26 protein-coding genes are annotated in these 23,781 nt (G+C 69.8%); 13 read left to right on the top strand and 13 right to left on the bottom strand.

Annotation, left to right across the window (positions count from 1 at the left end; translation table 11 throughout):
• Positions 1–74: 74 nt before the first annotated feature.
• Positions 75–1,193 carry a helix-turn-helix domain-containing protein gene (locus tag AC1DF3_RS08370; RefSeq protein ID WP_478139331.1) on the bottom strand — a complete coding sequence of 373 codons (1,119 nt, stop codon included), beginning with the start codon at positions 1,191–1,193 and terminating at the stop codon, positions 75–77.
• Between the two features lie 181 nt (positions 1,194–1,374).
• Here AC1DF3_RS08370 and AC1DF3_RS08365 point away from each other — a divergent pair, with 181 nt between their 5' ends.
• From AC1DF3_RS08365 to AC1DF3_RS08335, 7 genes are all read left to right on the top strand, one after another.
• Positions 1,375–1,869 (top strand): (2Fe-2S)-binding protein, encoded by a 495-nt coding sequence (locus AC1DF3_RS08365; RefSeq protein ID WP_286526348.1) that lies wholly within the window; start codon positions 1,375–1,377, stop codon positions 1,867–1,869.
• A gap of 10 nt (positions 1,870–1,879) precedes the next feature.
• Positions 1,880–4,312, top strand: coding sequence for a xanthine dehydrogenase family protein molybdopterin-binding subunit (locus tag AC1DF3_RS08360; protein WP_301805444.1), 2,433 nt, complete (start codon positions 1,880–1,882; stop codon positions 4,310–4,312).
• A gap of 20 nt (positions 4,313–4,332) precedes the next feature.
• Entirely contained in the window at positions 4,333–5,124 is a 792-nt protein-coding gene (locus tag AC1DF3_RS08355) for an FAD binding domain-containing protein (RefSeq protein WP_301805448.1), read from the top strand.
• Positions 5,125–5,230: 106 nt separating this feature from the next.
• Positions 5,231–6,160 carry an AAA family ATPase gene (locus tag AC1DF3_RS08350; protein WP_286535550.1) on the top strand — a complete coding sequence of 310 codons (930 nt, stop codon included), beginning with the start codon at positions 5,231–5,233 and terminating at the stop codon, positions 6,158–6,160.
• Positions 6,157–7,362 carry a vWA domain-containing protein gene (locus AC1DF3_RS08345; RefSeq protein WP_478139330.1) on the top strand — a complete coding sequence of 402 codons (1,206 nt, stop codon included), beginning with the start codon at positions 6,157–6,159 and terminating at the stop codon, positions 7,360–7,362. The genes AC1DF3_RS08350 and AC1DF3_RS08345 overlap by 4 nt, the downstream gene beginning before the upstream one ends.
• A gap of 37 nt (positions 7,363–7,399) precedes the next feature.
• On the top strand, positions 7,400–7,972 hold the full coding sequence (locus tag AC1DF3_RS08340; protein WP_286526342.1) for an SRPBCC family protein: 573 nt from the start codon (positions 7,400–7,402) through the stop codon (positions 7,970–7,972).
• A 3-nt stretch (positions 7,973–7,975) separates the two neighbouring features.
• Entirely contained in the window at positions 7,976–8,980 is a 1,005-nt protein-coding gene (locus AC1DF3_RS08335) for an XdhC family protein (protein ID WP_286535552.1), read from the top strand.
• Positions 8,981–8,985: 5 nt separating this feature from the next.
• On the opposite strand, the gene AC1DF3_RS08330 is transcribed toward AC1DF3_RS08335, so the two are convergent.
• The gene (locus tag AC1DF3_RS08330; protein WP_286535554.1) at positions 8,986–9,213 is read right to left on the bottom strand and encodes a hypothetical protein; all 228 of its coding nucleotides are present in this window, start codon (positions 9,211–9,213) and stop codon (positions 8,986–8,988) included.
• Positions 9,214–9,288: 75 nt separating this feature from the next.
• Between AC1DF3_RS08330 and AC1DF3_RS08325 the strand changes: the two genes are divergently transcribed.
• Genes AC1DF3_RS08325 through AC1DF3_RS08310 form a run of 4 tightly spaced genes read left to right on the top strand, consistent with a single transcriptional unit; the run spans position 9,289 to position 12,680 of the window.
• The gene (locus AC1DF3_RS08325) at positions 9,289–10,287 is read left to right on the top strand and encodes a zinc-dependent alcohol dehydrogenase (protein WP_286535555.1); all 999 of its coding nucleotides are present in this window, start codon (positions 9,289–9,291) and stop codon (positions 10,285–10,287) included.
• A gap of 25 nt (positions 10,288–10,312) precedes the next feature.
• Positions 10,313–10,726, top strand: a complete 414-nt coding sequence (locus AC1DF3_RS08320; RefSeq protein ID WP_286535556.1) for a 6-pyruvoyl trahydropterin synthase family protein — start codon at positions 10,313–10,315, stop codon at positions 10,724–10,726.
• A 5-nt stretch (positions 10,727–10,731) separates the two neighbouring features.
• A complete protein-coding gene (locus AC1DF3_RS08315; protein WP_478139329.1) occupies positions 10,732–11,796 on the top strand; it encodes a glycosyltransferase family 4 protein in 1,065 nt (354 codons plus the stop codon).
• Positions 11,793–12,680, top strand: a complete 888-nt coding sequence (locus AC1DF3_RS08310; RefSeq protein ID WP_478139328.1) for a hypothetical protein — start codon at positions 11,793–11,795, stop codon at positions 12,678–12,680. The genes AC1DF3_RS08315 and AC1DF3_RS08310 overlap by 4 nt, the downstream gene beginning before the upstream one ends.
• Here AC1DF3_RS08310 and AC1DF3_RS08305 read toward each other — a convergent pair.
• The 3 genes from AC1DF3_RS08305 to AC1DF3_RS08295 all read right to left on the bottom strand — a co-directional run bounded on the left by AC1DF3_RS08305 (position 12,677) and on the right by AC1DF3_RS08295 (position 15,175).
• Positions 12,677–13,564 (bottom strand): RibD family protein, encoded by an 888-nt coding sequence (locus AC1DF3_RS08305; protein WP_478139327.1) that lies wholly within the window; start codon positions 13,562–13,564, stop codon positions 12,677–12,679. The genes AC1DF3_RS08310 and AC1DF3_RS08305 overlap by 4 nt on opposite strands.
• Positions 13,561–14,424, bottom strand: a complete 864-nt coding sequence (locus AC1DF3_RS08300) for a hypothetical protein (RefSeq protein WP_286535560.1) — start codon at positions 14,422–14,424, stop codon at positions 13,561–13,563. The genes AC1DF3_RS08305 and AC1DF3_RS08300 overlap by 4 nt, the downstream gene beginning before the upstream one ends.
• Positions 14,425–14,485: 61 nt before the next feature.
• Positions 14,486–15,175, bottom strand: coding sequence for a glutathione S-transferase family protein (locus AC1DF3_RS08295; RefSeq protein WP_286535561.1), 690 nt, complete (start codon positions 15,173–15,175; stop codon positions 14,486–14,488).
• A 150-nt stretch (positions 15,176–15,325) separates the two neighbouring features.
• Here AC1DF3_RS08295 and AC1DF3_RS08290 point away from each other — a divergent pair, with 150 nt between their 5' ends.
• Complete coding sequence (locus AC1DF3_RS08290) at positions 15,326–16,549, top strand: NAD(P)/FAD-dependent oxidoreductase (protein ID WP_286535562.1); 1,224 nt, start codon at positions 15,326–15,328, stop codon at positions 16,547–16,549.
• A gap of 29 nt (positions 16,550–16,578) precedes the next feature.
• Here AC1DF3_RS08290 and AC1DF3_RS08285 read toward each other — a convergent pair whose 3' ends face one another.
• Complete coding sequence (locus AC1DF3_RS08285) at positions 16,579–16,794, bottom strand: hypothetical protein (RefSeq protein WP_286535564.1); 216 nt, start codon at positions 16,792–16,794, stop codon at positions 16,579–16,581.
• Positions 16,795–16,865: 71 nt separating this feature from the next.
• Entirely contained in the window at positions 16,866–17,663 is a 798-nt protein-coding gene (locus AC1DF3_RS08280; RefSeq protein ID WP_286535567.1) for an SDR family NAD(P)-dependent oxidoreductase, read from the bottom strand.
• A 146-nt stretch (positions 17,664–17,809) separates the two neighbouring features.
• Here AC1DF3_RS08280 and AC1DF3_RS08275 point away from each other — a divergent pair, with 146 nt between their 5' ends.
• Positions 17,810–18,004, top strand: a complete 195-nt coding sequence (locus AC1DF3_RS08275) for a hypothetical protein (protein WP_478139326.1) — start codon at positions 17,810–17,812, stop codon at positions 18,002–18,004.
• 143 nt (positions 18,005–18,147) lie between these two features.
• On the opposite strand, the gene AC1DF3_RS08270 is transcribed toward AC1DF3_RS08275, so the two are convergent.
• From AC1DF3_RS08270 to cyoB, 6 genes are read right to left on the bottom strand one after another with little or no spacing between them, the layout of a single operon-like run.
• Positions 18,148–18,684: a response regulator transcription factor gene (locus AC1DF3_RS08270; RefSeq protein ID WP_478139325.1), complete on the bottom strand. Its 537-nt coding sequence runs from the start codon at positions 18,682–18,684 to the stop codon at positions 18,148–18,150.
• Positions 18,674–19,978 (bottom strand): ATP-binding protein, encoded by a 1,305-nt coding sequence (locus tag AC1DF3_RS08265; RefSeq protein WP_478139324.1) that lies wholly within the window; start codon positions 19,976–19,978, stop codon positions 18,674–18,676. The genes AC1DF3_RS08270 and AC1DF3_RS08265 overlap by 11 nt, the downstream gene beginning before the upstream one ends.
• On the bottom strand, positions 19,962–20,720 hold the full coding sequence (locus AC1DF3_RS08260; RefSeq protein ID WP_478139323.1) for an SURF1 family protein: 759 nt from the start codon (positions 20,718–20,720) through the stop codon (positions 19,962–19,964). The genes AC1DF3_RS08265 and AC1DF3_RS08260 overlap by 17 nt, the downstream gene beginning before the upstream one ends.
• Positions 20,721–20,743: 23 nt before the next feature.
• The gene (gene cyoD, locus AC1DF3_RS08255; RefSeq protein WP_286535571.1) at positions 20,744–21,145 is read right to left on the bottom strand and encodes a cytochrome o ubiquinol oxidase subunit IV; all 402 of its coding nucleotides are present in this window, start codon (positions 21,143–21,145) and stop codon (positions 20,744–20,746) included.
• On the bottom strand, positions 21,142–21,783 hold the full coding sequence (gene cyoC / locus AC1DF3_RS08250; RefSeq protein ID WP_286535573.1) for a cytochrome o ubiquinol oxidase subunit III: 642 nt from the start codon (positions 21,781–21,783) through the stop codon (positions 21,142–21,144). The genes cyoD and cyoC overlap by 4 nt, the downstream gene beginning before the upstream one ends.
• Positions 21,776–23,779: a cytochrome o ubiquinol oxidase subunit I gene (cyoB, locus tag AC1DF3_RS08245; protein WP_286508204.1), complete on the bottom strand. Its 2,004-nt coding sequence runs from the start codon at positions 23,777–23,779 to the stop codon at positions 21,776–21,778. Before cyoB ends, cyoC begins: the two co-directional genes overlap by 8 nt.
• Positions 23,780–23,781 lie beyond the last annotated feature (2 nt).

Below are 23,781 nucleotides of genomic sequence, written 5' to 3'. Positions count from 1 at the left end.
CAGGTTTTAACAGGCGCTGACAATAGCAACAATTTGTAAAATTGTCACTAGGGCGATGCCGGGCGTGAGGTCCGTCAGCGCCCCCGGCCGAGCTTTCTGTAGACGGTGGCGCGGCTGATGCCCAGGGCCCGCGCGGCTTCCGCCACATTGCCGCGGGCGTCGTCGACGGCCTTGCGGATCAGGGCCGACTCGACGTCGCGCAGCCGTGGCGCGCTGGCGCCAGCGACCGCGCCCGTCCTGGGCTGCCGCGCCAGCCGCGGCCGGGCCTGGACCCGCAAGCCCGACCACAGCGGCACCTCGAGCACGGCGTCGCCGCGCCGGGCGGCATCGAACAGCATCTGCGGCGGCAGTGCGAAGAGGTCGTTGCAATGGAGCGACGGTCGCCCGCCGAGCGGCTGGTGCAGCATCTGGCGCGCCGCGGCATTGGCGCCGCTGATGCCGCCGTCGGCGTCGATGCACAGCAGGCCTTCGGTGTCGGTGCCGGCGACGCTGCCCGGCCAGCCGATCTGCAGCAGCAGCTCGCAGGGGTGGCCTTGCACCAGTGCGTTCTCGATGCTGCGGGCCGAGGACGCCGCGAGGTGGCGCAGCTCGGGCCGCTCGACCACCTGGACACCGGTCAGGTCGAGCATCCCGATGCATTCGCCCCGCGGGCCGAACAGCGGCGCGCCGGCGCAGCTGTAGATGCTGGTGTCGTCGAAGAAATGTTCGCCGCGATGCAGCCAGACCGAGGCGTGCTCGGCCAGCGCCGCACCGATCGCCGTGGTGCCGACGGCGCGCTCCGACAGGTCGACGCCGATGCGCGCGATGTCGCGCGCATGCCGAGCGGCCGGGGTGCTGCCGGAGGGCAGGGCGCCGACGTCGACCACGATGCCGTCGGCGTCGGTCAGGATGGCGAAATAGCGGGTGTCGGCGATCGCCCGCGACAGGCGGTCGAGCACCGGCCGCGCTGCTGTGACCAGCGCGCGGTTGCGCTCGGCCACCCGCTGCGCCTGCTCGGCCGAGACCGGATCGAAGCTCACGTGCTGCCGCGGGCGGTGGCCGGCGGCCAGGCAGCGCTGCCACGAGCGAACCAGCCACGGCTCGACCGGCGCCGCCAGTGGATCGGCCGGGCGCTCGCCGTCGATCCATGCGCGGCGCGCCTGGGCGATGGACAGGGTGCGCTCGGGCGGGGGAGAAGCGAAAGAGGGCGTCATCGTGTGGACATCGGGCCTCGGCGGCGCCTGTTCGGGACTCGCCGGAGGGCGAGCTGTTTCATTTTGAGAATTTCAAGGACAACGCGCAAGCGCCTAGGGTTTTGCCTAGGATCGTGCCTTTGCCGCCCGTCCAAGATCATGCGGCCGAAGTTCAGCCATCACCTACAACGGAGACAGCCACATGCAGGTTCCTTTCACGGTCAACGGCCGCGAGGTCACGGTCGACGCCCCCCCGAACACCTTCCTCGTGCAAGCGATTCGCGAGCATCTCCACCTGACCGGGACGCATGTCGGCTGCGACACCGCGCAATGCGGCGCCTGCACCGTCCACGTCAACGGCCGGGCGGTCAAGTCGTGCAACGTGCTGGTCGCGCAGGTGGCCGGCGCCCAGATCACCACCATCGAGGGCATCGCCCAGCCCGACGGCACCATGCACCCGATGCAGGCCGCCTTCAAGGAGTGCCACGGCCTGCAATGCGGCTTCTGCACGCCGGGCATGGTGATGAGCGCCATCGACCTGTGCACCCACCATCCGAAGTCCAGCGAGACCGAGATCCGCGAACTGCTCGACGGCAACCTCTGCCGCTGCACCGGCTACCAGAACATCGTCAAGGCGGTGCAGATGGGTGGCGAGGCGATGTCCGCCGCGCCCGCCAAGACCACGGCCACCGCTTGAGGAGCACGACATGGGCGCACCCGACTTCGCAGGCCTGCCGCACATCGGCGAGGCCCTCAAGCGCAAGGAAGACTATCGCTTCCTGACTGGCGCCGGCCAGTACACCGACGACATCGACCTGGCCAACCAGGCCCACTGCATCTTCGTGCGCTCGCCGCACGCGCATGCCACGATCAAGTCCGTCGACATTGCCGCGGCATCGAAGATGCCCGGCGTGGTCGGCATCTTCAGCGGCAAGGACATCGAGGGAAAGATGGGCGGGCTGCCCTGCGGCTGGCTCATCAACAACCCCGACGGCACGCCGATGAAGGAGCCGATGCACCCGATCCTCGCGATCAAGAAGGTGCGCTATGTCGGCGACCATGTCGCGATGGTGGTGGCCGAGACCGTCGAGCAGGCCAAGAACGCGGCCGAGGCGGTGGTGGTCGACTACGACGTGCACCCGGCGCTGGTCAGCGTGGCCGATGCCGCGAAGAAGCAGAGCGGCGTCACGATCCACGACGAGGCGCCCGACAACCAATGCTACAAGTGGGCGATCGGCGACAAGGCGGCGGTCGATGCCGCGTTTGCCAATGCGGCGCACGTCACCAAGCTCGACCTGGTCAACAACCGGCTGATCCCGAACCCGATGGAGCCGCGCGTGGCCATCGGCAGCTACAGCCGCGCCAACGAAGAGTACGTGCTCTACGTGTCGAACCAGAATCCGCACGTCGAACGGCTCCTGATGACCGCCTTCGTGCTCGGCCTGCCCGAGCACAAGGTGCGCGTGATCGCGCCCGACGTCGGCGGCGGATTCGGCTCCAAGATCTATCTCTATGCCGAGGACGTCTGCCTGACCTGGGCCTCGAAGCAGCTCAACCGCAGCATCAAGTGGACCGGCGAGCGCTCCGAGTGCTTCCTGTCCGACGCCCACGGCCGCGACCACGTGAGCCATGCCGAGATGGCGATGGACGCCCAGGGCAAGTTCCTGGCGCTGCGGGTGCACACCAACGCCAACCTGGGTGCCTACCTGTCGACCTTCGCGACCGCGGTGCCGACCATCCTCTACGCCACGCTGCTGGCCGGCCAATACACGACGCCGCAGATCTACGTCGAGGTCGATGCCTGGTTCACCAACACCGCGCCGGTCGATGCCTACCGCGGCGCCGGCCGACCCGAGGCCACCTACCTGCTCGAACGGCTGGTGTCGCGCTGCGCCTGGGAAATGAACCTGGGCCAGGACGAGATCCGCAAGCGCAACTTCATCACCACCTTCCCCTACCAGACGCCGGTGGCGCTGCAGTACGACACGGGCGACTTCCACGCCTGCATGGACAAGTCGAGGCAGTTGGCCGACGTCGCCGGGTTTGCTGCGCGCAAGTCGGCCAGCGAGGCGAAGGGCAAGCTGCGCGGCATGGGCTACTCGAGCTACATCGAGGCCTGCGGCATCGCGCCGTCGAACATCGCGGGTGCGCTCGGCGCGCGCGCGGGCCTGTTCGAATGCGGCGAGATCCGGGTCCATCCGACCGGCAGCGTGACCGTGTTCACGGGCTCCCACAGCCATGGCCAGGGCCACGAGACGACCTTTGCACAGGTGGTGGCGGCGCGACTGGGCATCGCGGTCGAGGCGGTCGACGTGGTGCACGGCGATACAGGCCGCGTGCCCTTCGGCATGGGCACCTACGGCTCGCGCTCGATCTCGGTGGGCGGCGCGGCAATCATGAAGGCGCTCGACAAGATCGAGGCCAAGGCCAAGAAGATCGCGGCCCACCTCATGGAAGCCAGCGACGCCGACATCGAGTTCGCCAACGGCGAGTTCACGGTCAAGGGCACCGACAAGAAGATCCCGTTCGGCCAGGTGGCGCTGACGGCCTACGTGCCGCACAACTACCCGCTCGACAAGCTCGAGCCCGGCCTCAACGAAACCGCCTTCTACGACCCGACCAACTTCACCTTCCCGGGCGGCACCTACATCTGCGAGGTCGAGATCGACAAGCAGACCGGCGAGGTCAAGGTCGACCGCTTCACGGCGGTCGACGACTTCGGCACCATCATCAATCCGATGATCGTCGAGGGCCAGGTGCATGGCGGCCTGGTGCAGGGCATCGGCCAGGCGCTGATGGAAAACTGCGTCTACGACAGCGAAGGCCAGCTGCTCACCGGCAGCTTCATGGACTACGCGATGCCGCGCGCCGAAGATTTCCCGATGTTCAAGCTCGACACCGTCTGCACGCCCTGCACCCACAACCCGCTGGGCACCAAGGGCTGCGGCGAGGCCGGCGCCATCGGCTCGCCGCCGGCCGTGATCAACGCGGTGCTCGATGCGCTGGCGCCGCTGGGCGTCAAGGACTTCGACATGCCGGCGTCGCCGCACCGCGTCTGGGAGGCCATGCAGAAGGGCAGCGCGAGCACGACCCCGCAACCCTCGCTCGCGGCCAGCACCCAAGGCCGTCCGGCTCCCTGAACACCGAAGGAAAAAACACCATGTACGCCTTCACCCTCGAACGTCCCACCACCCTGGCCGACGCGGTCAAGCTGGCCGCTGCCGGCGCCAAGCCGCTGGCCGGCGGCCAGACCCTGCTGGCTTCCATGAAGCTGCGCCTCTCGGCCCCGGAGCAACTGGCCGACCTGAGCGGCGTCAAGGAGCTCACCGGGATCACTCGCGATGGCAACAGCTTCGTCATCGGCGCCATGTCCCGGCACCTGGATGTTGCCAACCACGCCGACATCCAGGCCGCCTTTCCGGCGCTCGCCTACCTGGCGGCGCACATCGGCGACCGCCAGGTGCGTGCCATGGGCACCCTCGGTGGCTCGGTCGCCAACAACGATCCGGCCGCCTGCTATCCCAGCGCGGTGCTGGCGACCGGCGCGACGGTCGTGACGAACAAGCGCGAGATCGCGGCCGACGACTTCTTCCAGGGACTGTTCACCACCGCACTTGAAGACGGCGAACTGATCAAGGCCATCCGGTTCCCGATCCCGAAGCGGGCGGCCTACGAGAAGCTGCGCCAGAAGGCCTCGAACTTCCCGCTGGTCGGCATCTTCGTCGCCCAGTCCGACAGCGGCGTGCGGGTGGCGGTCACGGGCGCTGGCAACGGCGTGTTCCGGCACAAGGGCCTCGAGGACGCGCTCGCCAAGGCGTTCACGCCCGAGTCCGCGGCCGGCGTCAAGATCGACGCCTCCGACCTCAACAGCGACTTGCATGCCTCGGCCGACTACCGGGCCAACCTGATCAGCGTGCTGACCCAGCGCGCGGTCGCCAAGGCCCTCGGCTGAATGTGGCCCCCACGCTCGGCACTGCGTGTCCTCGCTGCCCCCCGAGGGGGCCGCAGGCCGCCTTGGGGCGGCCCGGCGCCGGCCTGGCCGCCGGTATCCTCCCGTCATGACTGACACCACGCCTGCCGCGACCTCGCCTTTCTCCTCCATCGATGCGGTCGTGCAGGCGCTGCAAGGCGTCGGCTACTTCGCCGATCGACGGCTGGCGACGGCGGTGTTCCTGGCTCTCAAGCTGCAGCGTCCGCTGCTGCTCGAGGGCGAGCCCGGGGTCGGCAAGACCGAGCTCGCCAAGGCCCTGTCGGCCGCCCTCGGGCGCGAACTGCTGCGCCTGCAGTGCTACGACGGGCTCGAGCAGCGCGAGGCGCTCTACGAATGGAACTACGCGGCCCAACTGCTCCACATGCGGGCCGCCGAGGCGCAGGGCGCATCGAGCGACATCGAGTCCGAGGTCTACCAGCCGCGCTACCTGATCCGTCGGCCGCTGCTGCAGGCGCTGCAGGCCGCGCCGCCCGGCGCGGTGCTCCTCATCGACGAGGTCGACCGCGCCGACGAGCCCTTCGAGGCCTTCCTGCTCGAATACCTGGGCGAGTATCAGGTCAGCATCCCCGAACTCGGCACGGTGCGGGCGCTGGTGCCGCCGGTCACGCTGCTCACCAGCAACCGCACGCGCGAACTCAACGACGCGGTCAAGCGGCGCTGCCTCTATCACTGGCTCGACTACCCGGAGCGCGAACGCGAGCTGGCGATCGTGCGGGCCCAGGTGCCGGAGGCCGGCCGGGTGCTGTCGGAGCAGGTCGCGGCCTTCGTCGGCCGGCTGCGCACGGCCCCGTTCGCCAGCGCCTTCCAGCGGGCGCCGGGCATCGCCGAGAGCGTCGAATGGGCCAAGGCCCTGATCGCGCTCGACACGGTCGAACTCGACCCCGAGGTGGTGGCCGACACCGCCGGCATCCTGTTCAAGCAGCGCGACGATGTCGCCGCGCTGACGCGCGAGCTGGCCTCCGACCTGCTCAAGCCCGAGGAGGAGGCCCCGTCTTGACAGAGCGAGTGCAGCAGCTCGGCGATGCCCGCCACGGCAAGCTCGCAGGCAACCTGGCGGGCTTCGGCCGTGCGCTGCGGCGCGCCGGCGTGCGCACCGACGCCATGCGCATCGGGCTGGCGGCCGAGGCCGCGATGCTGGTCGGCGTCGACAGCCGCGGCGACCTGGCGTCCGCGATGGAGGCCGTGATGATCAGCCGCGAGGAAGACCGGGGGGTGTTCCGCGAGCTCTTCGACGCCTGGTTCCGCGATCCCGAGCTGGCCAACAAGCTGCTGGCCCAGATGCTGCCGAGCGCCGAAGGCAAGGCCGAGCCGTCGAAGCGCCGGCCGCGGGTGCGCGAGGCGCTGGCGGCCCCGCGCGATGCGGTCAAGCCAGCGCAGACCGAGCGCGAGATCGACTTCGATGCCGCGATGACCGCCAGCGACCGGCAGCGGGTCCACCATGCCGATTTCAACGCGCTCGGTGCCGCCGAATACCGGCTGGTCGAGCGGCTGGCGCGCGACATCGCGCTGCCGGTGCCGACCCTGCCCTCGCGCCGGCTGCGGGTGGCCGGCGACGGCGGCGTGCATTCGCGCATGCACTGGCCCGGCGTGCTGCACGAGGCGGCGCGCACCGGCGGCGAAATGCTGCGGCTGCCGAAGCTCTCGCGCCGCCGCCAGCCGCTGCCGCTGCTGGTGCTGATCGACGTCTCGGGATCGATGGAACGCTACGCCCGCCTGCTGCTGGCCTTCCTGCATGCGTCGACCCGGCGCGCGGGCCGGCGCGACGTGTTCGCCTTCGGCACCCACTTGACCGACCTGACACCGGCCTTCCGGATCGCCGACACCGATGCGATGCTGGCCGCGGCCGGCGCCGCCATCGACGATTTCGCCGGCGGCACCCGCCTGGGCGATTCGCTGGCCCAGCTGCGCCACAGGCACGCGCGTCGCCTCACCGGACGCCGCACGCTGGTGCTGGTGATCAGCGACGGCCTCGACACCGGCGAGCCCGAGGCGCTGGAGCACGAACTGCTGTGGCTCAAGCGGCATTCGCGGCGCGTGCTGTGGCTCAACCCGTTGCTGCGCTACGAGGGCTACGCTCCCCTTGCGCGCGGTGCGGCCATGTTGCACCGCCATGCAGACGCGATGCTCGCGGTCCACAATCTGAGCGCCCTCGAACAGCTGGCTTCGAGCCTCGCGGCGCTGATGCGCGCAGGTCGATAGCGGCCCGTTCACCCACCAAGACAACAAGGAATCCACCATGGAAATGCTCGGCAACCGCCGTCTCGGCGTCACGCAGCAACAGGCCTGGGATGCGCTCAACGATCCCGAGACCTTGAAGAAGTGCATCCCGGGCTGCGACCGGTTCGAGCTCACCGGCGAGAACGAGTACTCGGTCGGGCTGGCGCTGAAGATCGGGCCGGTGTCGGCCAAGTTCAGCGGCAAGGTCACGCTGGCCGACATCCTGGCGCCCGACAGCTACAAGCTGTCTTTCGAGGGCCAGGGCGGTGTCGCCGGATTCGCCAAGGGTGCGTCGAGCGTGTCGCTCAAGCCGGTGGCCGACGGCGCCGAGGGCTGCGAGCTCGACTACACCGTGCAGGCCCAGGTCGGCGGCAAGATCGCGCAGATGGGCCAGCGGCTGATCGACGGCGCCGCCAAGTCCACGGCCGACGATTTCTTCAAGCGCTTCGATGCCGAGATGCAGAGCCGCTACGGCCCGCCGCCCGAGGCGGCGGCCGAAGCGCCGGCCGAGAAGGTCGGTGCCGTGGCCGGCTTCATGCAGAAGCTAGGCATTGGCAAGAAGGCCGACACCGACAACAAGGACCCCGACTGAGCCATGGAAAACCTGGACGTCATGGTGCTGCGCACCCTGCGCGACTGGCGGCTGGCGGGCCGCCGTGCGCTGCTGTCGACCGTGGTCCGCACCTGGGGTTCGTCGCCGCGCCCGGTCGGCTCGATCATGGCGCTGGCCGAGGACGGCGCGGTGGTCGGCTCGGTCTCGGGCGGTTGCATCGAGGACGACCTGATCGCCCGCTACAGCCGCGCCCACGGCGACGGCGTCATGCCCACGGGCGCGCCGGCGCTGGTCAAGTACGGCATCACGGCCGACGAGGCGCATCGCTTCGGGCTGCCCTGCGGCGGCACGCTGGAGCTGCTGCTCGAATACGACCCCGACGCCGAATCCCTGAAGACGCTGGTGGCGGCGCTCGAGCAGGGGCAGCTGATGCAGCGCACGGTGCAGCTGGCGGATGGCGCGGTGGCGCTGGCCGAGGCGACCTCACCGGCCGAGCTGCTGGTCGACGACACCGAACTGGTGAACACCTTCGGCCCCGAATACCGCATGCTGCTGATCGGTGCCGGCCAGCTGGCCGAATACCTGGCGACGATGGCCAAGTTCAGCGGCTTCGCGGTCACGCTGTGCGACCCGCGCACCGAATACCACACGGCCTGGACCTTGCCCGGCGTCGCCATCACCACCGAGATGCCCGACGATGCCGTGACCGCGTTCAAGCCCGATCGCCGGACCTGCGTGGTGGCGCTCACGCACGACCCCAAGCTCGACGACCTGGCGCTGCTGGAGGCGCTGCAGAGCGAGGCCTTCTATGTCGGCGCGATCGGATCGCGGCGCAATGCCGAGGCCCGGCGCGAACGGATGATCGAGCACTTCGAGCAGACCGAGCAATCGCTGGCGCGCCTGCGCGGCCCGATCGGCATCTACATCGGCAGCAAGACGCCGCCCGAGATCGCGGTCAGCGTGATGGCGGAGATCCTGGCGGTGAAGAACGCGGTGGCCTTGCCGCGCGAAGCGGCGGTGGCGGTGGCCAAGGCGGCCGTGGGCTGAATCCGTCAGCGCTTTCGCGGGCCCAGCAGCTCCGCCAGGAAGCTCGTGTTGCGGCCCATCGCCCGCTGCATCTGGCGCGACTCGCGGGCTTCGGTGCGGGCCATCGAGAAGGCGAAGAAGCCGGCCACGAGCACGAAGCAGAGGCCGGCCGCAATCAGGACGCCGGTCAGCGAGGCCGCCCACCAGGCGATCGCGAGCAGGGCGACATTGAGGATCAGGATGAGGGCGCGCATGGCGTCAGGCTAACAGAGCCGATCAGTCTGCAGCGTGAACTAATGCACGGGCATCGCCTTAAGATGGAAAGCAGCATGCCAGCCCACCCATCCCCAGTCACTGCCGCCGCACCGCGCGCCTGCTGGATCGAAGCGCCGGGCCGCGCCGCGATCCGGATCGAGCCGATGGCCGCGCCCGGCGCCGGCGAGGTCGAGGTCCGGACGCTGCACAGTGCGGTCAGCCGCGGCACCGAGTCGCTGGTGTTCCGCGGCGAGGTGCCGACCAGCGAATTCGAGCGCATGCGCGCACCGTTTCAAGCGGGCGCGTTCCCCGCACCGGTCAAGTACGGCTACGCCAGCGTCGGCATCGTCGAGCAGGGCCCCGAAGGTTGGCGGGGCCGTCCTGTCTTCTGCCTGCATCCGCACCAGACCCGCTACGTGGTGCCGGTCGATGCGGTGCACCCGCTGCCCGAAGGCCTGCCGCCCGGGCGCGCGGTGCTGGCCGCCAACATGGAGACCGCGGTCAATGCGCTCTGGGATGCGGCGCCGCGTGTCGGCGATCGCATCACGGTGGTGGGCGGCGGGGTCGTCGGCCTGCTGGTCGCCTGGCTGGCTGCAAGGCTGCCGGGCTGCGAGGTCGAACTGGTCGACGTGCGGTCCTCGCGGCGCGCAGTGGCGGAGCGGCTCGGCGTCGCCTTCTCGCTGCCGGAGCACGCGCGGCCCGAGGCCGACCTGGTGCTGCATGCCAGCGGCCAGCCCCAGGGCCTGGCCACGGCGCTGGCACTGGCAGCCTTCGAGGCCACCGTGATCGAGCTCAGCTGGTACGGGGAGCGGCCGGTGTCGCTGGCGCTCGGCGAGGCCTTTCATTCGCGCCGGCTGGTGCTCAAGAGCTCCCAGGTCGGCCACGTGGCGCCGGCCCAGCGCAGCCGCTGGCCGCACCGGCGGCGGCTGGCGCTGGCCTTGTCGCTGCTGCGCGACCCGGTGCTCGACCTGCTGGTGACCGACACCGCGCCCTTCGACCAACTGCCCGAGGTGCTGGCGCGCCTTGCCGCCGGTGCGCCGGACACGCTGTGCCAGCGCATCGACTACGCCTGAGACCCAACCTGCCAGGAGCCCCCGCATGTACAGCGTCAACGTCCGCGACCACTTCATGGTCGCCCACAGCTTTCGCGGCGAGGCCTTCGGCCCGGCCCAGCGCCTGCACGGCGCGACCTACGTGGTCGATCTCGAGTTTCGCCGCGCCGAACTCGATGCCGACGGCATGGTGGTCGACATCGCGCGGGCGACCGAGGTGCTGCGCAGCGTGCTGGGCGAGTTCAACCTGCGCAACCTCGACGACGACCCGGCCTTCGAGGGACGCAACACGACCACCGAGTTCATGGCCCGCGTGATCTTCGATCGGGTCGCCGCGCGGATCCCGGTCGGCGACCTCGGGCCGCACGCCAGCGGGCTGTCGGGCCTGAGGGTGCGGCTCAACGAATCGCACGTGGCTTGGGCCGCCTACGAGGGCGCATTGCCGGCCGAGGCGGGTTGAATCCATTGAACGCGCGCTGCAGCTTCCTCGTGCCGGGCGATCTCGGCACCCGCACCGGCGGCTATGGCTACGACCGCCGGATCATCGACGGCCTGCGCGCGGCCGGCTGGCAGGTCGACGTGCAGTCACTGGGACCCGGCTTTCCCGATCCCGATGCATCGGCCCTGGCGTTGGCTCGCCGCCTGATCGAGGCCCTTCCCGATGGCACGCTGGTGGTGGTCGACGGGCTGGGCTTCGGCGTGCTGCCCGACCTCGCTGCCGCTCATGCGCAGAGGCTGCGCTGGGTCGCGCTGGTGCACCATCCGCTGTCGCTCGAGACCGGGCTGGCGCCCGATCGGCAGCGGGTGCTGTTCGAGAGCGAGCGGCGCGCGCTGGCGTCCGCACGCGGCGTCGTCGTCACCGGCCCGGCCACGGCGCGGGCGCTGGCGGCCTTCGACGTCGAGGACGCCCGCATCACGGTGGTCGAGCCGGGCACCGATCCCGCGCCGCTGGCAAAGGGGTCGGGCGTGGCCGCACTGGCGCTGTTGTGCGTTGCCAGCGTGACGCCGCGCAAGGGCCATGCCTTGCTGGTCGATGCGCTGGCCGGCCTGCGCGATCGGCCGTGGACGCTGGATTGCGCCGGCAGCCTCGCGATGGACCCGGCCTGCGCGGCGGCCCTGGCGGCCGCGATCGAAGCCCGGGGCCTGCAAGATCGCGTGCGGCTCCACGGTGAATGCGACGAGGCCGGCCTGCGCGCGCTCTACCAGGCTGCCGATGTCTTCGTGCTGCCGTCCTTCCACGAAGGCTACGGCATGGCGCTGGCCGAGGCCCTGGCGCACGGCCTGCCGGTGATCAGCACGCTGGCCGGCGCCATTCCAGACACCGTGCCGAGCACGGCGGGCCTGCTGGTTCCGCCGGGCGAGGTCGACGCGTTGCGGGCTGCGTTGCGGCGCCTGCTGGACGAAGACGGCCTGCGGGCCCGGCTGGCCGAGGGCGCCCGTGAAGCCCGGCGCGGCTTGCCGACCTGGGCGTCGCGTGCAGCGCGCTTTGCCGTCGCCCTCGACGCCGCCGCGCGCGCACCGTTGCCATGACCGGATTCAGCGCCGACTGGCTCGCGCTGCGCGAGCCCTTCGATCGGGCCGCACGCGAGGCATCGGCCGCTGCCTTCGACCTGGTCGGCCTGGCCCGCCGATTGCGCGGTGATGGCGCCACGCTCGGCGTGCTCGATCTGGCCTGCGGCACCGGGGCCAACCTGCGCGAACTGGCGCCCCGCCTGGGCGGCGCGCAGCACTGGCGGCTGGTCGATCACGATCCGCGGCTGCTGGCGGCATTGCCCGGCGCGCTCGCGGCCTGGGCGGCGGCGCAGGGCTTCGCGGTGCGCACGCAAGGGGATCGGCTGCGCATCGAAGGACCGGACTGGCAGGCCGATGTGGAAGTCGTGCACCTCGATCTCGCCCGCGAGCTGGCCGCGCTGCCGCTGGCCGGGGTCGGGTTGATCACGGCGTCGGCGCTGCTCGACCTGGTGTCGGCCGCCTGGCTCGACCAACTGCTGGCCCGCGCCTGCGCGGCGAAGGCGGCGCTGCTGTTCGCGTTGACGGTCGACGGGCGCGTCGACTGGACCCCGAAGCGGGCGGCCGATGAGGCGGTTCTGCGTCTGTTCGAGGCGCACCAGCGGGGCGACAAGGGCTTCGGCCCGGCGCTGGGCGGCAGGGCGGTGGAGGCGGTGGCCGATCGGCTGCGCGCGCTGGGCTGCGAGCTTCAGCGCATCGCCAGCGACTGGCACATCGACGCTCGCGACGGCGCCCAGGCACAGGCGATGCTGGCCGCGCTGATCGAAGGCAGCGCGGCCGCCGCGCGCGAGCAGGACGCCGGCGCCGCCGCATCGGTGGCCGCATGGTCGGCCGAACGGATGCAACTGCTCGTGCGCACCCGGCTTCGCATCGGCCACGCGGACTTGCTTGCCGTCTGGCCCTAATCCGCAGGCCGCGCGGCGCGCAGATCAAGGTCCCAGAGCACGTCGGCGCCCATGCGGAACAGGCGCCCCGGCGGTCGCAGGCAATCGCGCATCGCGGCGCTGCGCGGCAATTGCAATCCTGGCCGGCCGGCCCCGATGATCACCGGCGCGATGCTGAGATGCAGCCGGTCGAGGCAACCCTGCGCGATGAAGCGCGACACGGTGACGCCGCCGCCTTCGACGAACAGCACGCCCAGGCCGCGCTGCTGCAAGGCAGCTTGCAATGCGTGCAGGTCGGCGCTGCCATCGGGACGCAGCAGGCCAGGCACGCCGAGCACCTGGTCGGCACCCACGCGGCGCGCCGCTTCGGACGTGCGTGCGGCGTCGCAGGCCAGCAGGGTGGCTGACTGGCGGTCGCAGAAGACGCGCAGCGTCGCCGGCAGTCGCAGCGCCGGGTCGAGCAGCACCCGTACCGGGTGCGGGCCCGGCACCCGCCGCGTCGTCAGTTGCGGGTTGTCGATGGCCGCGGTGCCGGCGCCGACGATGACCGCGTCGCACAGCGCGCGCAGGCGGTGCAGGTGCACCAGCATCTCCGGCCCGTTGACGTAGTTGGAGTCACCGCCATGCGTGGCCACGCAGCCATCCAGGCTCTGGCCGAGCTGGCCGATCGCCCAGGGCGTGCCCGCGCGCGGCTGGTCGAGCAGGGGCTTGAGCAGATCGAACAGCTCGAGCGCCTGGTCGTCCCACAGCCCCTGCAACGCGAAGCCCCCCGCCGCGTTCCAGGCGATCGGCGCGCCGGCGTCCGCCGCCGGCGGCGGCTGGCGACTGCGCCGGCGCGACGCGATCTCCAGGCACAGCGGCCACAGCACATCGATGCCGGGGAGGGTGGGAGAGGCGTGCATCATGGCTTGTCAGCAAGGCGTGGGGGCGTGGAATGGGGGGTGTCCGGCGTCTGGCGAGCTGCCTGGGCCTCGCCATGAAGCGCCAGCGCGAGCGCGCCTGCGACCCACAGCGCCGCCAGGCCCGCGACGATCACCGCATCGATCGCAGGGCGTCGGCCGCGCCGCAGCCACTGCACTGTCGGCCCCGACGTCAGGGCACAAGCGAGCAGCAACAGTACCTCGGGCTGCACTGGCGTCAGCAGGGCGAGGCCCTGCGCCAGCGTCAGCCAGGCGATGACGCAGACCACCGCACCACTGGCGCCGAAGCCGATGCGGACCTTGGGCCAAAGCCACAAGGCGCAGCCGGCAATGGCGGCGGCGATCGCCAGGCCGAGCTCGAACAGCAGCGGCGATCCGGAAATGAAAGCCACCGCCGACAGTCCGAGGCCGGCGATCAGCAGGCTGGCCGGCGCGTCGGCCTGCTCGAGCGGCGCGCCCAGCACCGCCGCGATCACCGCGGCGCCGACCGCCCAGGTGGCGACCTGCAGCACCGCGGGCTGGTCGCTGAGCCCTATCAGCACCAGCGCCCACAGCACGCAGCAGGCGAGCCAGGTCGTGCGCTTCATCGCACGCATGCCTTCCAGGCCGATGCCGAGCAAGGCGGCCGAGGCGTAGATCCAGGGCAGCTCCTCGGTCAGCTCGCCCGGCCACATCTGCCAGCCGAGCACCCAGGCCGAGGCGACCAGGATCGCCGGCGCCACGCCCGCCGAGGCCCAGCGCCGGCCATGCACCCCGCCGAGGACGGCGCGCAGCAGGCCGGTGGCCCCGAACGACAGCACCAGCGGCAGCGCCAGGCTCTCGAACAGCGGGTTGTGGAAGTCCATGCCCGTTTAGTTTATGCAGGCCGGCCGGGGCCGCCGTCAATGCGACAGGTCGGCGGCGCCATCAGGCAGACTCCACCGGTGGCGGACGCGTCGAGGTCCAGGGCGAGACGCCCTGCGCCACGGCCGCGTCGTGCTGGGCGGCCAGCGCGCGCCGGAAACCGTCGCGTTGCTGAAGCCGCTCCCAGTACGTGGCCACCGCGGCCGGAAAGCGCGGCACCAGGTCGAGTTCGTTGGCCAGCAGCAGCGCGTAGCCGACCGAGATGTCGGCCACCGTGAAGCGGTCGGCGGCCAGGAAGGCATGCTGCTGCAGCACCGCGTCGATGCCGCGCAGGCGGGCGATGAACCACTTGGCATAGTCGTCCGCCGCCTGCGGCAGCTTGCGCTCCTCGGGCTCGAAGCGGCCGTAGCGCAGCACGATGGTCTGCGGGAAGGTCAGCGTGGCCTCGCCGTGATGCAGCCAGTTGAGCCAGGCGCCGAAGCCGGGCTCGTCGGGCCGCACCGCGAGGCCGTGCCGGTTGCCGGGGTCGCAGCGCTGCACCAGGTACTGGCACATGGCCGACGACTCGGTCATGCGCGTGTCGCCGTCGAGCAGCAGCGGCACGGTGCCGAGCGGATTGAGCGCGAGGTAGCTGCGCTGGAGCGCGCGCGGGGGAAAGGGCAGCATGCGCAACTGGTAGGGCGCGCCCAGTTCCTCGAGCGCCCAGAGCGGGCGGAACGAACGTGCGCTGACACAGTGATAGAGCTCGATCATGCGGGTCCTTGTCTCCTGGCGGCGAACTCGCCGCCGTTCGGCGTCCGCCATCCTAAGCCCAAGGCCGCCCCGGGGCGCAGTAGCATTCGGTGCGCTGCAGCGACCCCGGGGACCCGGGCCGATCGGCCGCCACACGACCAGAGAGCATTCATGAGCACCAACATCGTCATCGTCGGAGGCGGCCATGCCGCCGCCCAGCTGTGCGCCGGCCTGGCCGAGGCCGGGCAGGGCGGGCGCGTCCACCTGGTCTGCGAGGAAGCGACCATTCCCTATCACCGGCCGCCGCTGTCCAAGACCTTCCTGAAGAGCCCGGACGAGCAGCCGCAGCAGCATCGGGCCGAAGCCTGGTATGCCGAATCGGGCATCACGATGCACCTGGGCGATGCGGCACTGGCGATCGACCGCGCCGCCCGCACGGTCACGCTGCAATCGGGGGCCGTGCTCGGCTGGGAGCGCCTGGTGCTCGCGACCGGCACCCGTGCCCGCCGCCTGTCGGCGCTGGCGGGACTGTCCAACGTGGCCCTGCTGCGCGCCGCCGACGAAGCGGCGCAGCTGCGCAGCCTGCTGGCCGCGGCGCAGCACGTGACCGTGCTCGGCGGCGGCTTCATCGGCCTCGAGGTGGCCGCCACCGCGCTGGCGCTCGGCAAGCAGGTGCTGGTGCTCGAAAGCGCGCCGCGGCTGTTGAGCCGCGCCGTGTCCCCCGAGCTGTCGGCGCACGTGCTGGCGACCCACCGCGCCGCCGGCATGGACCTGCGCGTGGGCGTGCAGAGCGGCGCGATGCAGATCGACGGGCCGCGGCTGATGGCGATCGAGGTCGACGGCGCGCCGCAGCCGATCGACCTGCTGCTGCTCGGCATCGGTGCGGTGCCCGAGACCGCGCTGGCCGAGGCCGCCGGCCTGGAGTGCGCCGACGGCATCGTGGTCGACGCCTACATGCAGACCAGCGACGAGCGCGTGCTGGCGGTGGGCGATTGCACGCGCTTCCCGGACCGGCGCGCCGGCCAGGCGCTGCGCCTGGAGTCGGTGCAGAACGCCAACGACCAGGCCCGCACCGCCGTGGCGACCCTGACCGGTGCGCCGCGGCCGCACGACGCGGTGCCGTGGTTCTGGTCGGATCAGGGCAGCCTGCGGCTGCAGATGGCCGGCCTGGTGCCGGCGCCCGGCGCGCCCGGCCACGTCACGGTGCGGCGCCCCGGGGCCAGCGCGGCTGCGTTCTCGCTGCTGCACTACGTGGACGGCCAGCTGCGCTGCGTCGAATCGGTCAACGCGCCGGTCGACCACATGATGAGCCGCAAGCTGCTGGAAGCGGGGCGCAGCCCCGAGCCGGCGGTCGCGGCCGATCCGGCCGTGCCGCTCAAGACGCACCTGGCCTGAGGGTCAACAGGCCCCGGCGGCCGGCAGGTTCAGGCCGTGCCCGCCGGGTGCGGCGCCATGTTCTTGCGAATCTCGGCGTCCATCATGCGGGTGCCGGCCGCCAGCGCGGCCTCGTAGGTGTCGGCGCCGTATTCGGCGGCGCGCACCACCTTGTGGGGGACGCCACCGGCGTCGCATTCGAGCAGCGTCCAGAGAAAAGACCCGGGCGCCGGCTCGTCGATAACGAGTTTGATCGGATTTTTCATGCCTTGATGGTGGGCTTTTCGCTTGGGCTTTTCTGTAGGAGAAGGCCTACGTTACGTGCGAATCGTCGCTCTCAATCGACCAGGAAGCCGCCGCTGAGATTGGCGACGGTGCCGGTGATGGCGCCGGCATGCTTCGAGGCCAGAAAGACCGCCGTGTTCGCGACCTGATCGAGGGTCGGCAGGCGCTTCAGCAAGGTGCCGGCGGCGGCGCCCGCGAGCATCTGCTCGATCGTCAGCCCGGCGCGCTCGGCCATCGGGGCGAACACCTCGCGGGTGTGGGAGCCCATGGCGGCGGCCTCGGGGATCGCATGCGGCCTGATGCAGACCACGCGGACGCCCCGGGCGCCGAGTTCGCCCGCGAGATGGCGCGACAACGCCTCGACCGCGGCGCTCGCGACGCAGTTGCCCAGGTAGCCCGGTCCCGGAAGCCGCGCGCCGGGCGTCGACAGCGTGAGGATGACGCCCGATCGCCTGGCGGCCATGTGGCGCGCCGCCGCCTTGGCGGTGATGAAATTGGCCCGCGCGTAAGTCGTGATCGGCAGTTCGTAGTCGGCGAGCGAAAGATCGGCCAGCGGCGTGCCTTGCACGTGCGCGATGCCGATCGCGTTCAGCGCGACGTCGATCCGTCCCGTCCGTGCCGCCACGGCATCGGCGTGGCGTTCGACCGCATCGGTGTCGAGGGCATCGAGCCGGGCGGTCTCGACCTGCCCGCCGGCCGCGCGGATGTCGTTCGCGACGGCGTCGAGGCGGGACTGGGTCCGGCCGGTGAGGAACACCCGTGCGCCTTCGCGCGCGAAGGCGCGGGCCACGGCGCCGCCGATCGCACCGCCCCCACCGTGGACCACCGCGCTCTGGTTCTGGAGCAGCATCCGCATCTCCTGCATTGTGTACGGTATCCACAAACCATAGCAGGGATTCTGGACGGCGTCCACATAGGATGCCTCGGCGTTGAGATGGGTATCGACTCAACGTGGGGCTTGTCAAAAATCATGTAATGTTAGTTAAAATGTATTACATGAACACCGAGCGAGACAACTTCCACGACTGGGCCCGGGACAAGCCTGATTCGACGTCGTTTTCGGGCCTCCACCGTTCCGAACTGCACGATCTGAACAGCCATCCCCGCGTCCGATGGGGACGGCTGTTCTTGCTGGTCGTGCTGGCGGTGGCAATGGGCGCCGGTTTCAAATACCTGGCGGCGGCGGCCTAGTTTTCCACGCCCGGCCGGCCTGCCCGTTTTGCAGGCAATGCGGTGGGAACCCGCATGGGGACTGGGCCCGCGCGCTCGCTTCCACGCCCTTCGCACAGCGTTATCCACAGAAGCCCGGTACAAGTCCGGCGACCGCGGCCGTCTTATTTGACCTGCTGCTTGACCAGCTTTCGCGCCAGCGTCCGCCGATGCATGCCGAGCCGCCGCGCGGTCTCGGAAATATTGAAGCCGGTTTCGGCCAGTGTCTCGTGGATCCGTTCCCATTCGAGCGTCTTGATCGAGGTCGAGCGGTTGGTCAGCTCGATGTCGGTGTCGCCCTCGGCGCGTCCGAAGGCGGCCTCGATGTCGTCGGTGTTGGAGGGCTTGGCCAGGTAGTGGCAGGCGCCCAGCTTGATCGCCTCGACCGCGGTCGCGATGCTCGCGAAGCCGGTCAGGACCACGATCAGCATCGCCGGGTCGTGCCGGTTCAGGAGTTGGACGCAGGCCAGCCCCGAGGCCTCGCCGCTGAGCTTGAGGTCGACCACCGCGTAGCGCGGCGAATGGGTCGGGAGCAGGGAAGCGACCTCGTCGACGTTGGCCGCCAGCAGCACCGTGTAGCCGCGCCGCTCGAACGAGCGCCCGAGTGTGCGGGCGAAGGCCGCGTCGTCCTCGACGATCAGCAGCAGGCGTTCAGCTTCCATTTCCTTCGTCTTCCTCCTCTTCGAGAATGATCGATGCCAGCGGCAGGGTCAGCGTCACTTCGGCGCCGCCTTCGGGGCGGTTGCGGGCGCTCACCTTGCCGCCCAGCGTGCGCGCCACGTTGACCACCAGGAACAGCCCGAGCCCGCCTTCCGGCCGGCCCTTGGTCGACAGGTAGGGCTTGCCGAAATCGGCCAGCATCCCTGGCGCGAAGCCGGGCCCGGCATCGGTGACCGTGAGCCGCAGGGTGTCGCCGTCGTGGGTCGCTTCGAGGCGCACCCAGTCGGGCGACGCCTGCAGCGCATTGTCGAGCACGTTGCAAAGGGTCTGCTTCAGGGCCGAGTCGGAGACCATCGGCAGGTCGTGGCCGAAGCGGTTCTCGTACTCGAAGGCCAGCACCGGCCGGGTCGAGCGCCACTCCTCGGCCGTGTCGTCGAGGAAAGTGCTGACCGTGGTTTCGAGCGACGACTCGCCGCGCGCCTCGCCGGCCGACAGCAGGATGCCGCTCAGGGTCGCCTTGCAGCGCTGCACCTGGGCCTGCATCTCGTCGATCTCTGCGAGCAGTTCGGGGTCGGAGGTGAAATGCGGCAGGTGCCGCCAGTCGCCGAGGATCACCGACAGCGTGGCCAGCGGCGTGCCCAGGTCGTGCGCGGCGCCGGAGGCCAGCAGGCCCATGCGCACGATGTGCTCTTCCTCGGCGGCGCGTTCGCGCAGCGCGGCCAGCCGGGCGTCGCGGGCCCGCAGGTTGCGGCTGATGCGGCTGATGAACACCACCAGCAGCGCCGCGTTGAGGCCGAAGCAGATCAGCATGCCCAGGATGTACGGGCTCAGCAGGCCGCGCCCGTGCTCGATCGGCAGCTGCAGCGGACCGCTGAAGATCGCCAGCCCGGCGAAGCAGGCGCTGGTGATGCCGACGATGGTCCAGGTCGACCAGGCCTCCAGCAGCACCGCGCCCAGGATCACCTGCAGCAGGTACAGGAAGACGAAAGGGTTGGCGGCACCGCCGCTCAGGTAGAGCTGCGCGGTCAGCATCGCGACGTCGACCAGCAGGGCGACGAAGAGCTCGCCGTTGCTGACGTCGCGGTGGATGCGCCAGCGCAGCTGGCTGGCGGCATTGAAGGCAGCCAGGAACGCCAGCACCGCCAGCATCTGGTCGAGCGGCAGGCGGATGCCGAAGCCGTAGTGCACCACCGCGATCGTCGCCACCTGGCCGACCACCGCCATCCAGCGCAGCTGGATCAGCTGCTGCATGTTCTCGAGGCCGGTGGCGTCGCCGTAGTCAGTCGTGCGTGCCATCGGGGCTTCCTTCCTCGGCGCGCCGGCGTTCCTGGCGGACCACGATCCAGGTCGCGCCCGCGATCATCAGGGCCAGGCCATACCAGGTCAGTGCGTAGACCAGGTGGTTGTTGGGAAAGGCGATCACGGTCAGCCCGCCGACCGGGCCACCCGGCGCCGCCGCCCCTGCATCGGCATCGACGAAGTAGGGCGCGACGTCGCTCAGGCCGCGCGCCAGCGCGATCGCCTGGACGTCGCGCGAATACCAGCGATCGGCGCCCGGGTCGTTGTCGCGCAGCAGGGCGCCGCGCGGCTCGGTCATCCGCAGCAGGCCGGTGACAGTGACCGACTCAGCCGGTTCAGCCGGTCCGCTTTCGCGGCGCGCCGCACGCTGCTTCTGCTGCGCCGGCGTCACGAAGCCGCGGTTGACCAGCAGCGAGCGGCCGTCGGCCATGCGCAGGGGCGTCAGTACCCAGTAGCCGCTGCCCAGTTCGGTCGTGGCCTGGACCAGGGTCTCGCGGTCGTGGAGGAAGCGGCCGGTGGCACGCACATGCCGGTATTCGTCGGCGGCCCGATTGACTGTCGGCCATTGGCCGGGTCCCGGTGCGTCGACGGCGGGCGCGTGGACCCGCTGGTCGACGCGCTCGATCAGGTCCAGCTTCCAGGCCCTGCGCTCGAGCTGCCAGGTGCCGAGCGCAAAGAAGCCTGCGAAGGCCGAGAGCGCGCACAAGGCCAGCGCCAGCCGCGGAAGAAGTCTCCTCACCGAAGCGCCGTGCCTTGGGCCGGTCAAGGCATCTTGTGCGTCTCGTTCATCAGGCCCGGCATCATGTTGTGGTTCATGTGATACATCACCCACAGCGAGCCGCTCAGCGTGATCACGACCACCACCACAGTGAAGATCAGGGCCAGCATGGTCCAGCCATGCTCGGACTTCGCGTTCATGTGCAGGAAGTAGATCATGTGGACGACCATCTGCACGGCTGCGAAGGCGAGGATCACGAAGGCGGTCGTGCTGCTCTTGTCGAACACGTTGCCCATCACGATCCAGAACGGGATCGCGGTCAGGATCACCGACAGGATGAAGCCGGTCAGGTAGCCCTTGACGGTGGCGTGCGGGGCGCCGTCGTCATGGTCGTCGTGGTGATCGCCATGGCCGCCGTGGGCGGCGTGTTCGTTGTGCGCGCTCATGGCAACACTCCCATCAGGTACACGAAGGTGAAGACGCCGATCCAGACCACGTCCAGAAAGTGCCAGAACATCGACAGGCACATCAGCCGGCGGCGGTTCTCGGGGATGAAGCCGCGCTTGGTCACCTGCACCATCAGCACCACCAGCCAGACCAGGCCGAAGGTGACGTGCAGGCCGTGGGTGCCGACCAGTGCGAAGAACGACGACAGGAAGGCGCTGCGCTGCGGCACGGCGCCTTCGCGGATCAGGTGCGCGAACTCGTACAGCTCGACGCCGATGAACGCGGCGCCGAACAGGGCCGTGATGGCCAGCCAGGCCATCATTGCGCCCTTGCGCTTGCGCTGCATCTCGATCATCGCGAAACCGTAGGTGATCGACGAGAACAGCAGGAAGGCGGTGTTGAGCGCCACCAGCCGGAGGTCGAACAGGTCGGCGCCCGAGGGGCCGGCCGCGAAGCTGCGGCCCAGCACCGCGAAGACCGCGAACAGGCAGGCGAACACCAGGCAGTCGCTCATCAGGTAGAGCCAGAACCCGAGCAGGGTGCCGTTCTCCGGGTGATGCTCGCCCGGCAGGTGGAAGGGCGGGTGCTGGCCGGCGCTCACGGCGCCGTGGGAGGAGAGGACGGTGGTATCAGACATGGCCGGCGAGCAGGCGGGTACGGGCGCCTTCGGTGCGGACGACTTCCTCGGTGGGGATGTGGTAGTCGCGCTTGTAGTTGAAGGTATGGATGATCACGGCGAGCAGCATGGCGACGAAGGACACGCCGGCCAGCAGCCACATCTGCCAGATCAAGGTGAAGCCGCAGGCCGCGGCCAGGGCCGCAATGATGAAGCCGGCGCCGGTGTTCTTCGGCATGTGGATCGGGATGAAGCCTTCGAGCGGCCGAACGTAGCCGTGCTTCTTCATGTAGGTCCAGGCGTCGTTGTCGTACACGCGGGGCGTGAAGGCGAAGTTGTAGGCCGGCGGCGGCGAGGAGGTCGACCACTCGAGGGTGCGGCCGTCCCACGGGTCGCCGGTCAGGTCGCGCAGCGAATCGCGGCGCACGTAGCTCACCACCAGCTGGATCAGGAAGCAGGCGATGCCCAGGGCGATCAGCACGGCGCCGAAGGCCGCGATCTGGAACCAGATCTGGTAGGACGGGTCCTCGAAGTGGCTCAGGCGGCGGGTCACGCCCATCAGGCCCAGCACGTACAGCGGCATGAAGGCGAAGTAGAAGCCGATGACCCAGAACCAGAACGAGCACTTGCCCCAGAACTCGTCGAGCTTGTAGCCGAAGGCCTTCGGATACCAGTAGGTGATGCCGGCCAGCAGGCCGAACAGCACGCCGCCGATGATCACGTTGTGGAAGTGGGCGATCAGGAACAGGCTGTTGTGCAGCACGAAGTCGGCCGGCGGAACCGCCAGCAGCACGCCGGTCATGCCGCCGATCACGAAGGTGATCATGAAGGCGATGGTCCACATCATGGGCAGCTCGAAGCGGATGCGGCCCTTGTACATCGTGAACAGCCAGTTGAAGATCTTCGCCCCGGTCGGGATCGAGATGATCATCGTCGTGATGCCGAAGAACGAGTTGACGCTGGCCCCCGAGCCCATCGTGAAGAAGTGGTGCAGCCACACGAGGTACGACAGGATCGTGATCACCAGCGTGGCATAGACCATCGACGCGTAGCCGAACAGGCGCTTGCCGCAGAAGGTGGCGACGACTTCAGAGAACACGCCGAAGGCCGGCAGGATCAGGATGTAGACCTCGGGGTGGCCCCAGATCCAGATCAGGTTCACGTACATCATCGCGTTGCCGCCGAAGTCGTTCGTGAAGAAGTTGGTGCCGACATAGCGGTCGAGCGACAGCAGGGCCAGCACGGCGGTCAGCACCGGGAAGGCGGCGACGATCAGGATGTTGGTGCAGAGCGCGGTCCAGGTGAACACCGGCATCTTCATCAGCGACATGCCCGGGGCGCGCATCTTGACGATGGTCGCGATCAGGTTGATGCCCGACAGCAATGTGCCGACCCCCGCGATCTGCAAGGACCATATGTAGTAGTCGACCCCGACGTCCGGACTGAACTCCAGCCCCGACAGCGGCGGGTAGGCCAGCCAGCCGGTGCGCGCGAACTCGCCCACGAACAGCGAGGCCATCACCAGCCCGGCGCCGAAGGTGGTCATCCAGAAGCTGAAGTTGTTCAGGAACGGGAAGGCGACGTCGCGGGCACCGATCTGCAGCGGCACCACGAAGTTCATCAGGCCCGTCACCAGCGGCATCGCGACGAAGAAGATCATGATCACGCCGTGGGCGGTGAAGATCTGGTCGTAGTGGTGCGGCGGCAGGAAGCCGGCGTTGTCGCCGAAGGCGAAGGCCTGCTGGGCCCGCATCATGATGGCGTCGGAGAAGCCGCGCAGCAGCATCACCAGGCCGAGGATGATGTACATGATGCCGATCTTCTTGTGGTCGATGCTGGTGATCCAGTCGCGCCACAACGTGCCCCAGACACGGAAATAGGTGATCGCGCCGAGCACCGCCACGCCGCCGAGAACGACGGCGATGAAGGTGAACAGCAGGATCGGTTCGTGGAAGGGGATGGCCTCCCAGGAGAGGCGGCCGAAGACGAGCTTCGTCAGGTCGAGATGGTCGAGCATCT

This window comes from Variovorax sp. 10N432 (assembly GCF_056394465.1).
Note: the sequence above shows the minus strand (reverse complement) of the source record. Positions and strands in the feature narration are given on the sequence as shown.

Bases quoted from the DNA above. Each gene is read 5' to 3' on its own strand.
- AC1DF3_RS08325 (WP_286535555.1), top strand. From the start codon at position 9,289: ATGCCAGCCCACCCATCCCCAGTCACTGCCGCCGCACCGCGCGCCTGC.
- AC1DF3_RS08335 (WP_286535552.1), top strand. From the start codon at position 7,976: ATGGAAAACCTGGACGTCATGGTGCTGCGCACCCTGCGCGACTGGCGG.
- AC1DF3_RS08285 (WP_286535564.1), bottom strand. From the start codon at position 16,794: ATGAAAAATCCGATCAAACTCGTTATCGACGAGCCGGCGCCCGGGTCT.
- AC1DF3_RS08355 (WP_301805448.1), top strand. From the start codon at position 4,333: ATGTACGCCTTCACCCTCGAACGTCCCACCACCCTGGCCGACGCGGTC.
- cyoB (WP_286508204.1), bottom strand. From the start codon at position 23,779: ATGCTCGACCATCTCGACCTGACGAAGCTCGTCTTCGGCCGCCTCTCC.
- AC1DF3_RS08360 (WP_301805444.1), top strand. From the start codon at position 1,880: ATGGGCGCACCCGACTTCGCAGGCCTGCCGCACATCGGCGAGGCCCTC.
- AC1DF3_RS08310 (WP_478139328.1), top strand. From the start codon at position 11,793: ATGACCGGATTCAGCGCCGACTGGCTCGCGCTGCGCGAGCCCTTCGAT.
- AC1DF3_RS08280 (WP_286535567.1), bottom strand. From the start codon at position 17,663: ATGCTGCTCCAGAACCAGAGCGCGGTGGTCCACGGTGGGGGCGGTGCG.
- AC1DF3_RS08370 (WP_478139331.1), bottom strand. From the start codon at position 1,193: ATGACGCCCTCTTTCGCTTCTCCCCCGCCCGAGCGCACCCTGTCCATC.
- cyoD (WP_286535571.1), bottom strand. From the start codon at position 21,145: ATGAGCGCGCACAACGAACACGCCGCCCACGGCGGCCATGGCGATCAC.
- AC1DF3_RS08320 (WP_286535556.1), top strand. From the start codon at position 10,313: ATGTACAGCGTCAACGTCCGCGACCACTTCATGGTCGCCCACAGCTTT.
- AC1DF3_RS08350 (WP_286535550.1), top strand. From the start codon at position 5,231: ATGACTGACACCACGCCTGCCGCGACCTCGCCTTTCTCCTCCATCGAT.
- AC1DF3_RS08270 (WP_478139325.1), bottom strand. From the start codon at position 18,684: ATGGAAGCTGAACGCCTGCTGCTGATCGTCGAGGACGACGCGGCCTTC.
- AC1DF3_RS08300 (WP_286535560.1), bottom strand. From the start codon at position 14,424: ATGGACTTCCACAACCCGCTGTTCGAGAGCCTGGCGCTGCCGCTGGTG.
- AC1DF3_RS08305 (WP_478139327.1), bottom strand. From the start codon at position 13,564: ATGATGCACGCCTCTCCCACCCTCCCCGGCATCGATGTGCTGTGGCCG.
- AC1DF3_RS08290 (WP_286535562.1), top strand. From the start codon at position 15,326: ATGAGCACCAACATCGTCATCGTCGGAGGCGGCCATGCCGCCGCCCAG.
- cyoC (WP_286535573.1), bottom strand. From the start codon at position 21,783: ATGTCTGATACCACCGTCCTCTCCTCCCACGGCGCCGTGAGCGCCGGC.
- AC1DF3_RS08295 (WP_286535561.1), bottom strand. From the start codon at position 15,175: ATGATCGAGCTCTATCACTGTGTCAGCGCACGTTCGTTCCGCCCGCTC.
- AC1DF3_RS08365 (WP_286526348.1), top strand. From the start codon at position 1,375: ATGCAGGTTCCTTTCACGGTCAACGGCCGCGAGGTCACGGTCGACGCC.
- AC1DF3_RS08340 (WP_286526342.1), top strand. From the start codon at position 7,400: ATGGAAATGCTCGGCAACCGCCGTCTCGGCGTCACGCAGCAACAGGCC.
- AC1DF3_RS08330 (WP_286535554.1), bottom strand. From the start codon at position 9,213: ATGCGCGCCCTCATCCTGATCCTCAATGTCGCCCTGCTCGCGATCGCC.
- AC1DF3_RS08265 (WP_478139324.1), bottom strand. From the start codon at position 19,978: ATGGCACGCACGACTGACTACGGCGACGCCACCGGCCTCGAGAACATG.
- AC1DF3_RS08275 (WP_478139326.1), top strand. From the start codon at position 17,810: ATGAACACCGAGCGAGACAACTTCCACGACTGGGCCCGGGACAAGCCT.